A 15,574-nucleotide genomic window follows, 5' to 3' on the forward strand; every position below is an offset into this window, starting at 1 on the left:
AATGACATGGGATTTGATGTAAAATATCCGCTGTAAATTGGCATCAGAACCCGAAAGAGGACCCGCCATGACTCAGGGAAACGATCTGCGAGGCGATTACAGCCACATCGAAGATGACTACACCATTGCGCAAGATTGGCAGGCGTATAGCGAGGCTGAACATGACCTGTGGCGTAAGCTTTATGCCCGTCAATCGGCCATTCTGCCCGGCTATGCCGCCGATGATTACATTGTCAACTTGTCAAAGCTGGATGCCGCCGACGGCATCCCGCATTTTGGCCGGGTCAGTGAACAGCTTTTTGCCGCAACCGGCTGGCAACTGGTTGCGGTTCCGGGGCTTGTGCCGGATGAGGTGTTTTTCGATCACCTTGCCAATCGCCGCTTTCCGGTGACTGTCTGGCTGCGCACACCAGAAGAAATGGATTATCTGGTCGAACCCGACATTTTCCATGATTTCTTTGGTCATGTGCCAATGCTCTATGACCCGGTCTTTGCCGATTATCTTGCAGCTTACGGTGCCAAGGGGCCGGAAGCCATTGCCACAGGTGGGCTTAAAAACCTTGCGCGGATGTACTGGTACATGGTCGAGTTTGGCCTGATCATGACCGATCATGGCTTGCGGGCCTATGGGGCAGGCATGTTGTCATCGCAAACCGAAACTATTTACTCGGTCACAGACCCGACGCCAAACCGGGTGGGCTTTGATCTTGAACGGGTAATGGCGACCGATTACGCAATTGATGATTTCCAGAAAACCTATTTCGTTCTGGACAGTTATGATCAGTTGTTTGATGCGATGAAAACGCCCCTCGCCCCGATCTATGAGCGATTGGTCAGCACACCGTCGATCAATCCAGAAACCACCTTATCAACGGATCGGCTGTATCACGTTCATGGCGATTCAAATCGCACCATCGAACTTGGCAGAGCCCACCAGATGCAACAACGCCCTGCGTAACAGGCAGGGCGCGTTCGCGTCATGATATCTGAATTGGCAAGGGTGCTAACAGGTGCTGATGGCTTTGCCGAGCACGCGGTTAAGCTGTTCAAGCACCACGGTCGGGCTGGCATCCTTGCTGATGAAGTCGGCCGCACCCAGCGCATCTGCCTGTGCGCGGGTATCGGAATCATAATGCGCGGAAAAGAAGAAGACCGGTACATTGGTCGCATTGGGATACCGGCGGCGGATTTCACAAAAAGCTTCAAATCCGCTCATGCCGGGCATTTCGATATCCAGAATGATGGCGCGCGGATAAAGCCCGTCAAGCTGATCAATCAGATCATCGGCACAGTCAAAACTTGCCACGTCATATCCGGCACGGCGCAGCACCGTTTCAAGGGCTGCTTTGGCACTGGGACTGTCGTCGGCAAAGGCAACAAGCCCGTCAGGACTGGCTTGCGACGGCATGGCGCTGAGCGCGTTCATGGATGGCGATACTCCGAGAATTGGGACAAGCACAAATTGACAGATGAAAATGTCAAATTGGTTAAACCGCCCAAATATTTGCGTCTGCGTGCCCTATCTTTTCCATGTTCGGGCCAAAGTATAATGCAGACCGATGGCACGTGATCTGGTTGCTGTTGACCTTTTGGCACAAAAAACAACCGGGATTCTGCCATTTGACGCTACGGAAAGATGATCATTCGGCTTTACCTTGCTTCTAAATAGGTATTTCCATGCCTATTTACGGAATTAAAGCCAGATGCTATAAACCGCCATGTCGCAACGACGATATGGCAATATGGTCGGGAATCCGGGCAACCGGTACGATTATGTGAATGCGGTTTGACCCTAGTATCATTAATTCGGAAACGTTCCGACCGGGAGAAAGCATGACAGACCCGCTTAAGCTGGCATCCGAATTTCCGTCTGCTGATTATGCAGCTTGGCGCACCCTCGCCGAGGAAGCCCTTAAAGGGGCATCGTTTGAGAAAAAGCTCGTCACCAAAACACTCGACGGCTTTGCCCTTCAGCCGCTTTATACCAAGGGCGATCAGGATGCCGACACCCGTCTGATACACGACGTGCTCAGCGCGTCGGTTGAACCACGCGAAACGGTGACTGGCTGGGACATTCGTCAACTTCATGCCCACCCCGACCCCATCGTCACAAATGCCGCGATCCTCGACGACCTTGAAAATGGTGCGACATCCATCTTGCTTAAGCTTGATGCGGCCGCACGCAAGGGACGCGAAATCAGTTCGGGCGAGGTCGGCGTTGATGGTCTTGCCATTCATTGTCTGGCCGATCTTGAATGCGCATTAAGCGACGTCTATACCAACCTTGCGACCATCGCACTTGATGGCGGGGCCGCCGCCATTCCAGCTGCGGCCATGTTGGCCGCCCGCATGTCCGATGAAGATGGCGCGAATGAAGCCGCCCCGGCCTTTAACATTGACCCCATCGGAACGCTTGCCAGCACCGGGTCATTGCCCTGTTCCACCGATGACGCATTACGCCAAACCGCAAACATCACTGCCGAACTGATTGACCTTTTCCCGATGGGCACGGCAATTTCGGTCAATGGTGCGCCCTATTACAATGCTGGTGCGACCGATGGGCAGGAGCTTGCCTGTTTGCTGGCATCTGGTGTCGCCTATTTGCGCGCGCTGACCGATACCGGCATGGCGGTTGATCAGGCCGCCGGTGCGATGGCGTTTAACGTCGCCATTGGCACGGATTTCTTTGCCGGGATTGCCAAGCTGCGCGCCTTGCGCCTGATGTGGACCCGCATTCTGGCCGCGTCTGGTGCCGAAGATGCATCAATTTCGATCAATGCCGTCTCGGCCGAAATGGCGATGAGTAAGGTCGATCCGTGGGTCAATATGCTGCGCACCACGGTGACAAGCTTTGCCGCGGGTCTGGGCGGGGCCGATAGTGTCGTCTGCCTGCCATACGATCATTTAATCGGCCTACCCGATGGGTTTACCCGACGTATTGCACGCAACACGCAATTAATCCTGCAAGAAGAAAGCAACGTTCACCGCGTGATTGATCCGGCGGGGGGCGCATGGTTTATCGAAAACATGACCCGCGATCTTGCCAAGACCGCATGGGCCAAATTCCAGTCGCTTGAAGCATCCCGTGGCATTGTCGCCGCCCTTGCCAACGGCAGCTTGAAAAAAGACATTGAAGCCGTTTGGCACACGCGTGAAGAACGCGTCGCAAACCGGCGCGATCCGCTGACCGGTGTTTCGGAATTCCCCAATATTTCCGAAGCCAAAGTCACCTGCGATGCGCCCGACCTTGACGCCATTCAGGCCAATGGCAAGGCCCGTCAAACCAAATACACCGAAACGGTTGGCGCGACACTTTCCAGTTTGATGGAGGCTGCGCGTAAAGGGACAACCATCGGCCATATGTATACCGATCTTTATGGCACCAGTGCCGCGACGACGGTTCCGGTCCTGATCCCGCATCGTTTGTCCGAACCGTATGAGGCATTACGCAAACGTGCGGATGGCTACAAGGCCAAAACAGGCACCTTCCCGCAAATCTTTCTGGCCAATCTGGGCAAGGTTGCCCAGCACACTGCGCGCGCGATGTTTGCCCGGAACTTCTTTGAAGCCGGCGGGATTGAAGCCATCACCAATAGCGGTTTTGCCGATGCCAAATCAGTTGCAAAGGCCTTCACCGCGTCGGGTGCCAAAATCGCGGTGATTTGTGGGTCTGACCCGCAATATGGCGATATGGCCACCGATGTTGCCAGTACCCTTAAGACTGCCGGGGCATCACTGGTCTATCTTGCCGGTCATCCGGGCGATGCGCGGGCCGGATATGAGGCCGCGGGCATTGATGACTTTATTTACGTCGGCACTGACGTTCCTGATACCTGCCGAACGGCAATGGATCATTTATCTGGCGCACGGGGGGATAAATAATCATGACCCGCATTCCTGATTTCTCAGACCTTCCGCTGTTTGACGGCGCGACGGCCGCGGCCAAAGACCCGTATGAGGCAACGCTATGGAGCACGCCCGAAGGCATCGACGTCAAACCGACCTATGGCCCGTCTGATCTGGACGGTCTTGATCATCTTGATACCATGCCGGGTATGCCACCGTTTTTGCGCGGCCCCTACCCCACCATGTATGTTCAGCGCCCCTGGACCATTCGCCAATATGCCGGGTTCTCGACCGCCGAAGAATCCAACGCGTTTTATCGCCGTAACCTTGCCGCCGGACAAAAGGGCCTGTCGATTGCCTTCGACCTTGCCACCCACCGCGGCTATGACAGCGACCACCCCCGTGTTGCCGGTGATGTCGGCATGGCCGGTGTGGCGATTGACAGCATCTATGACATGCGCACCCTTTTTGATGGCATTCCGCTTGATGAGATGTCGGTATCGATGACCATGAACGGTGCAGTTTTGCCGATCATGGCGCTTTATATTGCGGCTGCCGAAGAACAGGGCGTTGCACGCGAAAAGCTTTCGGGCACCATTCAGAACGACATCCTCAAAGAATTCATGGTGCGCAACACCTATATCTATCCGCCGAAACCATCGATGCGGATCATTTCGGACATCTTTTCGTTTACGTCGCAAAACATGCCGAAATTCAATTCGATCTCGATTTCGGGCTACCACATGCAAGAAGCCGGGGCGACCGCCGACCTTGAACTGGCCTATACCCTGGCCGATGGCATTGAATATGCCCGCGCGGGGCAGGCGGCAGGACTTCCGATTGATAAATTCGCGCCGCGTTTGTCGTTCTTCTGGGCGACGGGCATGAATTTCTTTATGGAAATTGCCAAAATGCGGGCTGCGCGCATGATCTGGGCCAAAATGATCAAACAGTTTGACCCACAAAACCCAAAATCACTGTCGCTGCGCACCCATAGCCAGACATCCGGCTGGTCACTTACCGCCCAAGATGTGTTTAACAACGTCATCCGCACCTGTGTCGAGGCCATGGCATCGACACAGGGCCATACCCAGTCGTTGCACACCAATGCCCTTGACGAAGCCTTGGCACTGCCGACCGATTTCTCGGCCCGGATTGCACGTAATACCCAGCTGTTTTTGCAACAGGAAAGTGGCACGACCAATGCCATCGACCCGTGGGGTGGGTCCTATTATGTCGAACGCCTGACGCGCGATCTGGCGGAAAAGGCATGGGCCCATATTGCCGAGGTCGAAGAACAGGGCGGCATGGCCAAGGCGATTGAGGCCGGTATTCCCAAAATGCGCATCGAAGAAGCCGCTGCACGCACACAGGCACGCATCGATAGTGGCCGTCAGACCCTTGTCGGGGTTAATAAATACCGCGTTACTGATGACCGCCCGGTCGATGTGCTTCAGGTCGATAACGCCGAAGTCCGCCGTCAGCAGATTGCCAAGCTCGAACGCCTGCGGGCAGAACGTGACGATGGCGCGGTAAAAAGTGCGCTGACGGCGCTGACAACTGCCGCCGACAGTGGCGAAGGCAACCTTCTTGAACTTGCCGTTCAGGCCGCACGCGCCAAATGCACGGTGGGCGAGATTTCAGATGCGCTTGAAAAGGTCTATGGCCGTCATCAGGCGGTTATTCGTTCCATCGCGGGTGTCTATAAAACCGAAGTCGGTGCGGACAATGAGGCCCTTGCCAAGGTAGATCGCCTGATCAAAGTATTTGAGGAAAACGAAGGCCGCCGTCCGCGTATCCTGATCGCCAAAATGGGCCAGGACGGGCATGACCGGGGTCAAAAAGTCATTGCCACGGCGTTTGCCGATCTTGGATTTGATGTCGATATCGGCCCGCTGTTCCAAACCCCCGAAGAAGCCGCAAAACAGGCCGTCGAAAACGATGTTCATATCGTCGGTGCCAGTTCACTTGCCGCAGGTCACCTGACACTGGTGCCGCAGCTTCGCGCCGAACTTGATAAACTGGGCCGCGAAGACATCATGATCGTTGCAGGTGGCGTCATACCGCCGCAGGATTTCGACAAACTGTTCGAAGCTGGGGCCGAGGCGATCTTCCCACCGGGAACGGTGATTGCCGAAGCCGCGTCTGACCTGCTAGAAAAGCTAAATCAGGCAGGCGACGAAGAAGCAGCATAGCAACACAGTTACAAGGACAACCGGTGAAAGAAACTCTGCGCACCATACCGGCGGGTTCGGGCGGCACTGTCAGCCCGCGCAAGGCTGTGCGCCGACGTGTCCTGACGACCGACCAGATTGTCGAAGGTGTGCTTGGCGGCAATCGCACGATTTTATCACGTGCCATCACGCTGGTCGAAAGCCGCAATGCCAAACATTTTGATCAGGCACAGGCCGTTCTAGCCCAACTGATGCCCCACACAGGCGGATCGCAGCGCATTGGCATTACCGGCGTTCCCGGTGTTGGCAAATCCACCTTTATTGAGGCCTTTGGTAAGAACCTGACCAAAACGGGCAAAAAAGTTGCCGTGCTTGCCGTCGATCCGACCAGCGCGCGGACCGGCGGGTCCATTCTGGGTGATAAGACCCGGATGAACGAACTGTCGATTGATCCAAACGCCTATATCCGCCCATCGCCCAGCAGCGGCTATTTGGGCGGGGTCAATCGAATGACCCGTGAAACCATTTTACTGTGCGAGGCCGCCGGGTTTGACGTGGTGCTGGTTGAAACCGTCGGGGCCGGACAAAGCGAAACCATGGTCGCCCAAATGACCGACTTTTTCCTTGTCCTGATGTTGCCCGGTGCGGGGGACGAGCTTCAGGGGATCAAAAAAGGTGTGCTTGAAATCGCCGATCTGATCGCGGTCAACAAGGCCGATGCCGATCCGGCAAAGGCGCGTGAGGCCAAACGTGAATATTCATCGGCCCTTCGCATCCTGCAACCGACCAGCAAGCATTGGCGTCCGCAATCGGTGATGGTGTCCTCCCTGATCAATGACGGGCTTGATACCATCTGGGATTTGATCAACCAGTATCGGGTTGTGATGGACAAGGAAGGCGAATTTGCCGCCAAACGTGCCCGTCAACAACGTGACTGGATGTGGAGCATGCTGCGCGATCGGCTGCTAGAAACCTTTACCAAGCGTGATGACGTTGCCGACCGGCTTAAAACGCTTGAGGCGGACGTGCTTTCGGGCGCCACCAACCCGACCGCAGCAGTCGAGGAAATGCTGGGTCTGATCAAAAAATCCGGGAAGTAAGTCAAAACAAAAGGCCGCGCACGATGTTGCACGGCCTTGGCATTTAAGTCTTAAATGGCGGAGTTATTTGCTTTTCGCATCAACCTTAAGCTTTTCTTTCAAAACTTTAAGTTTTTCGACCGCCTCGTCAATTTCATGATCAAGATGGGCAAAGCTTTCGCGTTCGTCACGCGGCATAGCTTCGATCTCGTTCAGGGCTTTTTCAACAATATACAGCATTTCGGCTATCTCCTGCTGTGACGTAAAAAGTTTCATCCCATGAACGCGGGCGCGGGATGGAGGGTTCCATATAAACTTCGCTTATTGCTCGGACAAAGACGTCATATGGCACCCCGGCACACGCTCATGGCACGAAACCGGTATCAAAGCATTTCGTCAGGAAGCTGTCTGTTCGAGACGATCTTTGAGAACCTGAAGGCTCTCGGCGGTTGATTTCAGCACGATTTCAAGGCCAGACAGTTTCTCGCGGGCTTCGCGCGAAACAGCTTCAACTTCATCAAAGGCACTTTCAAAAATATACAGCATGCTTTGTTACTCCTGCCCGATACAAACCATCGGGCGTTTCATTGTTGTTTTTGATGCTGTGAATGTATCCCCCGAATTCGCTGGAAAGGTGTCAGCAATACGCTTTTTCCGCCTTAATTCACTAATATGCGTCCAATCTAGGCAATGCTGGTCTGTGATTTTTCAACGGCATCAATCCATGGTTTATGATAAAAGCCGCCAACTGATTTTATGAGACAGGATGACATCACAATGACGCAGCTGGTGCTTGCACCAATGGAAGGACTTGTTGACTGGCGCGTTCGGCAATTGCTGAGTGCGACCGGCGGGTTCGACCTGTGTGTCACCGAGTTTATCCGGGTTTCGCAAAACCTGTTTCCCGCACACGTGTTTCATCGCTATTGCCCGGAACTGCTCCATGGCGGCAAAACCCTTTCAGGGGTGCCGGTTCTGGTCCAACTGATGGGACATGACCCGGAATTGATGGGTGAGAATGCGGCCTTTGCCACAACCCTTGGCGCGCCGGGCATTGATATCAATTTCGGCTGCCCATCCAAAACCGTCAACAAGCACGAAGCTGGCGCATCGCTTTTGAAATGCCCTGATAATCTGTATCGGATCGTTTCGGCCGTTCGTCGTGCTGTTCCCGACGAGATTCCGGTCAGTGCCAAAGTTCGGCTGGGCTATGCGGACAAGGAACTGTTCCTTGATAATGCGCGCGCGGTTGAAGCCGCCGGTGCACAACATCTAACGGTCCATGCACGCACCAAGCTTGAAGGATATAAGCCGCCCGCGCATTGGGAATATCTGGCACGTATCCGCGAGGCCATTTCAATCGGCATGACCGGCAATGGTGAAATTTGGGACGTCACGGATTACGAAAAATGCCGGGATGTATCGGGCTGTGACAGCTTCATGATTGGCCGGGGTGCTATTGCTGCTCCCGACCTTGCCAACCGCATCAAGGCGTTTGAAAACGGCACGCAACGCCCCAAGGAATGCTGGGCAGATGTTTTGGCGATGCTGCTGTCTTATTGCGATTTGATGGATGAAGACGGATCAACTGAAAACCATCAGGCCGGACGCATCAAACAATGGATGGCCCTGATCCGCAAAAGCCACGCCCAAGGCGCGGCATGTTTTGATGAAATCAAACGTATCCGCGCCATCGATGAATTACGTGCCAAACTACAGCACGATATGACCCTGCCAGAACATCAGCAACAAGACGTTGCGATTGCCGCCGAGTAAGCCGGTCACGATTTCTGACACCAATGCGACAAACGCGAACGGGGTGGTTCATTGAACCACCCCGTTTTCTTGTTGTGTTCGATCCAAAGGCCTTAAGCCTTAGGTCCCAAATCCAAAGTCATCCGCATCAAGATCATCGGGATCATGAACGCCCATCAGGGTGACCGATGCATCATTGCCAAGTTCGATCACGACGTTGCCATCGGTATCAAGATGCATGTCGTTCTGGATCTGGTTGAAATTGTTATAGTTCCATTCCGACAAATCAATGATGTCTTCGCCCGGCGTGAAGTCCGTCACGATGTCATGGCCATCCGCTTTGCCGATCTGGAATTCATCCCAGCCCGTGCCACCGGTCAGCGTGTCATCCCCGGCACTGCCATAAAGATGATCATTTCCGGCCCCACCCAGCAGGACGTCATCACCGGCATTGCTCCAAAGCGTATCATTGCCATCGCCACCATCGAGCGTCACATCGCCGTAGCTATAGGTATCGCTGGTCAGATCGATGATGTCATTGCCATCACCGGCTTCGATCACTTCGACACCGCTGATGCGAACATCGCTGTCGCCGTCGCTAACATCGTCATGCAGGAACAGGGCATCGTTACCACTGGTCATCTGCAGGGTATCGGTTCCGGCACCGCCTTCGAACACATCATTAGACTGCTTGTAGCCACCAAGATTGACGTATTCGCCAGTCCCGTCATCGCCACCGTCGTCATGACCCCAACCGTTGCCATTGTGGTTGTCATGACCCCAGCCATTATCGTGATTATGGCCATCTTCGCTCGGCGAGCCGTCATTAAGCGCGTACCAGCTGTTCCCCCAGGTGTCGTCTGCGTTGTATTGCAGGACGTCATCCCCGGCACCACCATTGAGCACGTCTTCACCGTTGCCACCCAGCAACGTATCGGCACCCGAACCACCCCAAAGGGTATCGTCGCCTTCACCGCCATCAAGCACATCATCCCCAGCATTGCTCCAGACGATATCATCGCCTGTGCCGCCCAGAATGGTGACATCACCGTAAGACAGATCGTCACTGGTCAGGTCAATGATGTCATCGCCATTACCCGCATCGATCACTTCGATGTTGGAAATGCGCGGGCTGGTGCCCGGATCTGTAAGATCATCATCAAGGAACAGGGCATCATTGCCACTGGTCATCGACAGGGTGTCGGTCCCGGCACCACCGTCAAAGATGTCTTCGGAACGGTTATAGCCCGAAAGATTGATCTGTTCGTTGGTGCCAGCCATCCCCGGATCGCCAACATTTTTGGCTGCGTGGCTGCCGGTCCATGTCGCATCTTTCTGATATTCGATGGTGTCGTCGCCGCCACCGGCATCAATCAGGTCCGAACCGGAACCACCATTGATCGTATCATCGCCAAGGCCACCCCAGATGGTGTCATCACCACCGTCACCACCCAGAACATCATTGCCATCAAGACCCGACAGCAGGTTCGATCCATCATCACCAAACAGGTAATCGTTGAAGTTCGAGCCAATCAGATCTTCGATCGAAGACAGCTTGTCACTGCCATCGCCGCCGGTCGCGGTGCCGCTTTCAAGGCTGGCTGCAACCGATGACGTTGCATTGGCATAACTTGCTGTATCCCGGCCATCACCACCGCTAAGCGTATCCTGGCCAAGCCCCCCGATCAGGGTGTCATTACCGGCGTCTCCATACAGCTTGTCATCGCCATTGCCGCCAAGCAGCGTATCGGCATCGTCGCCGCCATAAAGCTTGTCGTTGTTTTCGCCACCATCAAGCACGTCATTGCCGTCGCCACCTTTAAGGGTGTCGTCGCCTGTGCCGCCTTCGATGGTGTCATTACCCGCTTCGCCGTACAGCTTGTCCTGGCCCTGACCACCCAGAACGGTGTCATTGCCGTTACCGGCCCAGACACGGTCATCACCTGACCCGCCGTCCAGCGTATCGTCGCCGTCACCACCAGTGATGCTGTCCTGACCGCTGCCACCTTCGACAATGTCATTGCCAGCGTCACCCGACAGGGTGTCATCGCCATCACCGCCATACAGGCTGTCGTTGCCTTCCATACCCGACAACGTGTCCTGGCCATTCAGGCCATAAACCGTGTCATCGCCAGCAAGAGCGGCAATCGTGTCATTGTTGCTGGTGCCATAAAGCAGATCGTCATACGGGGTCGGGCCCGTTGATTGCTGCACACCGACAAACATGTCGGAATTCAGCTGGCTCATCGAAACACCAACCAGCGTCAAGGTGCCCTGACCATTAAGGTTAATGACGGTGTTGCCGTTGACCTCGCTCATCAGGCCCTGAAGATCGGCCCAGTCATCAACATCAAGCGACGCCAGATTGATCTGATCATCATTGACGTTAAAGTCGGTGACAACCTTATCGCCGGAATTGTTCGACACAAGAATCTGATCTTCACCGGCACCGCCGGTATAGGTGTCATCCCCGGCACCGCCATCAAGCGTATCATTGCCGGTTCCGCCAATCAGGGTGTCGGCACCATCGGTCCCGGTCAGGGTATCGTTACCCGCACCACCATCAAGAAGGTCATTGCCATTACCCCCCGACAGGACGTCATTGCCGTCCCCACCGGTCAGCGTGTCATTGCCATCCCCGCCAAGCAACGTATCGTTGCCCGCACCACCATCAAGGGTGTCGTTGCCACTATCGCCCGACAGAAGATCGTTACCAGCACCGCCCGCGATGCTGTCATTGTCGTCGCCGCCATAAATGACGTCGTCGCCACCTTCGCCATCAAGCTTATCTTCGCCGGACGAGCCATAAATCGTGTCGGTTTCATCGCCACCGGTGATGGTGTCATCACCTTCCATGCCGTCGATGTAATCATCGCCACCGCCGCCATCCATGACGTCGTTGCCGCTGCCACCGATCAGGGTGTCATTGCCCGCACCGCCCGCGATAACGTCATGGCCTTCGTTACCATCAAGGGTATCGTCGCCGTCACCGCCCGATACAACGTCATTACCGCTGCCACCGGTTATGGTGTCATCGCCATCGCCACCCGAAAGGTTGTCATCACCTTCCATGCCGTTGATGGTGTCATCACCCGCACCACCATCAACCACGTCATTTCCGGCCAGCGCGTCGATGTAATCATCTTCGCTGGTGCCGATCAGAATATCGTCAAACGGTGTTGCGCCACCATCATTCTCAATCCCGACAAACATGTCGGCAGAAACATCATTCAGACGCACACCCAGCAACGTGACCGAGCCATTTTCGCCCAGATCAATGACCGTGTTGCCATTCACTTCCGAAAGAAGCGGCGCCAGATCGGACCATGTGCTGATATCAAACGCATCGAGCGAAATCTGATCAACGCTGGTGTTAAAGTCGGTAACGACCTTGTCGCCATCCAGACTGCTGACTTGGATAAGGTCCGCACCTGAGCCGCCCGACAGGGTATCGTCACCCGAACCACCATCAAGCGTATCATTGCCATCGCCGCCAATCAGGCGATCCGTACCAGCGCCACCGTCAAGGACGTCGTCGCCTTTTTCACCGTTCAGGTAATCGTCGCCGTTGCCGCCGAGCAGGGTATCTTCGCCGTCACCGGTCCAGATCGTGTCATTGCCGTCACCGCCATCGACGGTGTCGGTGCTGACGTCTGCTTCGACGTTGTCAAACGTGTCGTTGCCATCGCCAAGATCGATTTCATTGTTCTGGCTGTTGCCATAGACGTAATCGTCATGGGCCGAGGCGATAACTTTTTCAAAGTTGGCCAGAATGTCGCCCGCTGCGTCGCCATCATAGGCACGCCCCGCTTCACCGGGCGTACGGGCATTGGCATCGGTTTCGCCAAGGTAAACCTCGACACCGGCATCTGATCCTTCGTAGCTGATGGTATCAACACCATCCCCACCATCAAGGTAATCACCGCCCGCTCCACCTTCGATGGTATCGTCACCCGCACCACCCAGAAGAGTATTGGCACCGTCAGACCCCGTCAGGATATCATTGCCGTCCGAACCAATAACGTTTTCAATACCGCTGATCGTATCGGACCCGGTCGCATCAGATGTCGCCGTACCCGCACCAAGATCAACTGTCGCGCCGTCTGCGGCAGTCATATCAAGAGTATCTTCGCCATCGCCACCGGCCAGCGTATCGTCACCCGCCGCCGCGATCAGGCTGTCATTGCCAGCACCGGCATCAACAACGTCATTGCCAGCACCATCATTGATGGTATCGGAACCATCACCACCGGCCAGCGTATCATCGCCTGCACCGGCCAGAATATGATCGTCCCCGGCACCGCCATCAACGATGTCGGCACCTTCGCCGCCATCAAGCGTGTCGTTGCCGTCACCACCGTCAAGGACGTCGTTCCCGGCATTGCCCGACAGCGTATCGTTGCCTGCACCACCGGTCAGGGTGTTATCACCATCCGACCCGGTCAGGGTGTCGTCGCCCGTCGAACCAATCAGGTTTTCGATGCTTGAAAGTTTGTCGGTGTCGCCATTGGCAAGCTCTGCAATACCGGTCGAAAGATCGGCATCAACCGCAGCACTCGAATTGCTGTAATCAGCTGTATCCGTGCCACCACCCCCGGCAAGCGTATCATTGCCCGCACCACCGGCAAGCGTATCGTCGCCCGCACCACCGGTTAGGATGTTATTGCCCGTCCCACCGGTGATCGTGTCGTCATGATCGGACCCAACGACGTTTTCAATGGTGTACAGGCTGTCATTGCCCGCACCACCGGTGGCCGTGTAATTTGCAAGATCAACAGTCACACCCGACGTGGCGTCGTCATAAAGGGCGGTATCGTTATCGCCCTGACCCACCAGAATGTCGTCGCCTTGGCCGCCGCGCAGCTGATCGTTACCTGTTCCACCAACCAGCGTGTCATTACCAACACCGCCGTCGATCAGGTCATCGCCATAACCACCATCAAGATAATCATCACCGGCACCGCCATGAATATTGTCATGGCCAAGTTCACCACGGATCGTGTCATCGCCCGCATTGCCCCAAAGGGTGTCGGACCCCGAACCACCATTAATGGTGACATCGCCATAGGCAATCGTATCACTGGTCAGATCAACAACGTCATCGCCCGTACCCGCATTGATGACTTCAACCCCGTCAAGTCGGGCACCATCAGTGGTCGTATCTTGAACGACGGTGTCAAAGCTGATTGACCGGACGAAGTAATCGCTGCTGTCGGAACCGGACGTGCCATTGGCATAAGGTTCGCTTTCAAACGCGATATAGCGGAATTCAACCGGATTACCGAAATCATCGGTCACACTGATGTTGGCGGTGCCAACGCTGTTGTTGCTGTAATCAATTGTGCTGTCATCAAGCACGCCCGATGCAACAAGGTTACCTTCCGCATCAAAGGCCTGCCACGAACCAACTTCGCCGCCGCCTTCATTGGCCATCAGGTTGGAAACCTGAACCGTCGCCGTTGTGGCATTTGCGCCAAGATCGACAACGACGGCTTCGCTTTCGCCGCTGTTGCCATCATGGTTGATCTGGCCGCCCGCCGGGCTACCGCCGTTATTGCCAATACCGTTACCATCAAAGGTCACGGTGTCGTCAGCAGCCGCAAGGTTCAGCTTGCCGTCTTCGCCAATATAGGATGTGCCAAAATCAAAGCCATACAGGTTTGCATCCGACCATGCGGCCTGTACATCGGCACTGCTTGCAGAATCTGTCAGGCCAAGGGTCCGGGTTTCAACGGTGCTGGTGTTGGTTTCACCATCGCCGAGTTTCGAACCGTCAAGGATCAGCGCATCGTTGCCATCGGACATGTTCAGGGTATCGGTGCCTTCACCGCCGATGAACGTATCGTCAGAAATATTTTTCCCGCCAATATCGGCAACATCGCCTGTGCCATCGACATCCGGGCTACCGGTATGTTCGGTGGTATCACTGGATTCTGCGGTGCCATCAGCTTCGAAGTTCAGAACGTCGTTGCCGTCGCCACCATCAAGGGTGTCGTCGCCAGAACCGCCCGAAAGAACGTCGCTACCATCACCACCGCTAAGCGCATCGTCACCATCACCTCCCGAAAGGGTGTCGCTGCCCGTGCCACCATCAATGTCGTCATTGCCAGCACCGCCGGAAATCGTGTCGTCACCGGCATTACCCAAAAGCGTATCGTCGCCCGCACCACCGTCGACAATATCGTCCCCTGCAAGTGCATCAATGGTGTCATCACCATCCGTGCCCTCAAGGAAATCGTCAAACTGGGTTGCGCCATCGGTAATGTTGTTGAAATCATCAGCACTCAGATCGCCAAGGCCAACACCAACCAGTGTCACCGTGCCACCCGCAGGCAAGTTCAGAACCGCATCGCCGTTGCCATTTTCACTGAGCAGCGGCAGCACGTCGCTCCAGCTTTCAAGGCCAAGATCATCAATCGACAGTTTGTCTTCGCCACGTGTGAAGTCACTGACAACGTCGTGATCCGTGCCATCGGCAAAGATGAATGTATCGGAACCTTCACCACCGGCAACGGTATCATCACCGGCACCACCATCAATGGTGTCATTGCCCGCACCCGCCGCGATGTTGTTATTCGCACTTGACCCGGTGATTTGGTCATCACCAGAACCGGTTGTTACATTTTCAATGCTGGAAAGCTGATCACTGCCGGTTTCAGACGACTGTGCCGTCCCGGCAGAAAGGTCAACTTGCGCATCGCTAGACGCGCCGGACATATC

Annotated in this window: 9 protein-coding genes; 5 read left to right on the forward strand and 4 right to left on the reverse strand. The window is 55.3% G+C overall.

Translation table 11 applies throughout. The annotated features are described in order from the left end of the window. The first annotated feature begins 67 nt into the window (after positions 1-67). A complete protein-coding gene (gene phhA / locus AMM48_RS06670; RefSeq protein WP_102783418.1) occupies positions 68-958 on the forward strand; it encodes a phenylalanine 4-monooxygenase in 891 nt (296 codons plus the stop codon). Positions 959-1,003: 45 nt separating this feature from the next. Here phhA and AMM48_RS06675 read toward each other — a convergent pair whose 3' ends face one another. Beyond that, positions 1,004-1,426, reverse strand: coding sequence for a response regulator (locus AMM48_RS06675; RefSeq protein ID WP_022730884.1), 423 nt, complete (start codon positions 1,424-1,426; stop codon positions 1,004-1,006). Between the two features lie 407 nt (positions 1,427-1,833). On the opposite strand from AMM48_RS06675, the gene AMM48_RS06680 reads away from it, so the two are divergent. From AMM48_RS06680 to meaB, 3 genes are read left to right on the forward strand one after another with little or no spacing between them, the layout of a single operon-like run. Next, entirely contained in the window at positions 1,834-3,882 is a 2,049-nt protein-coding gene (locus AMM48_RS06680) for a methylmalonyl-CoA mutase family protein (protein ID WP_102783419.1), read from the forward strand. Positions 3,883-3,884: 2 nt separating this feature from the next. After that, positions 3,885-6,041: a methylmalonyl-CoA mutase gene (gene scpA / locus AMM48_RS06685; protein WP_102783420.1), complete on the forward strand. Its 2,157-nt coding sequence runs from the start codon at positions 3,885-3,887 to the stop codon at positions 6,039-6,041. A gap of 23 nt (positions 6,042-6,064) precedes the next feature. Beyond that, on the forward strand, positions 6,065-7,120 hold the full coding sequence (meaB, locus tag AMM48_RS06690; RefSeq protein ID WP_102783421.1) for a methylmalonyl Co-A mutase-associated GTPase MeaB: 1,056 nt from the start codon (positions 6,065-6,067) through the stop codon (positions 7,118-7,120). A gap of 63 nt (positions 7,121-7,183) precedes the next feature. Here the strand turns inward: meaB and AMM48_RS22145 are convergent, their stop codons facing one another. Both AMM48_RS22145 and AMM48_RS22150 read right to left on the reverse strand, forming a co-directional pair. Then, entirely contained in the window at positions 7,184-7,339 is a 156-nt protein-coding gene (locus AMM48_RS22145; protein ID WP_158246434.1) for a hypothetical protein, read from the reverse strand. Between the two features lie 156 nt (positions 7,340-7,495). Continuing rightward, on the reverse strand, positions 7,496-7,645 hold the full coding sequence (locus AMM48_RS22150; protein ID WP_022730877.1) for a hypothetical protein: 150 nt from the start codon (positions 7,643-7,645) through the stop codon (positions 7,496-7,498). Between the two features lie 231 nt (positions 7,646-7,876). Here AMM48_RS22150 and AMM48_RS06695 point away from each other — a divergent pair, with 231 nt between their 5' ends. Next, positions 7,877-8,875 carry a tRNA-dihydrouridine synthase gene (locus tag AMM48_RS06695; RefSeq protein WP_102783422.1) on the forward strand — a complete coding sequence of 333 codons (999 nt, stop codon included), beginning with the start codon at positions 7,877-7,879 and terminating at the stop codon, positions 8,873-8,875. 99 nt (positions 8,876-8,974) lie between these two features. Here AMM48_RS06695 and AMM48_RS22490 read toward each other — a convergent pair whose 3' ends face one another. After that, on the reverse strand, positions 8,975-15,571 hold the full coding sequence (locus AMM48_RS22490; RefSeq protein WP_146030387.1) for a hypothetical protein: 6,597 nt from the start codon (positions 15,569-15,571) through the stop codon (positions 8,975-8,977). Positions 15,572-15,574: the final 3 nt, after the last annotated feature.

Source organism: Thalassospira sp. GB04J01 (genome assembly GCF_000751115.1).
Classification (GTDB): domain Bacteria; phylum Pseudomonadota; class Alphaproteobacteria; order Rhodospirillales; family Thalassospiraceae; genus Thalassospira; species Thalassospira lucentensis.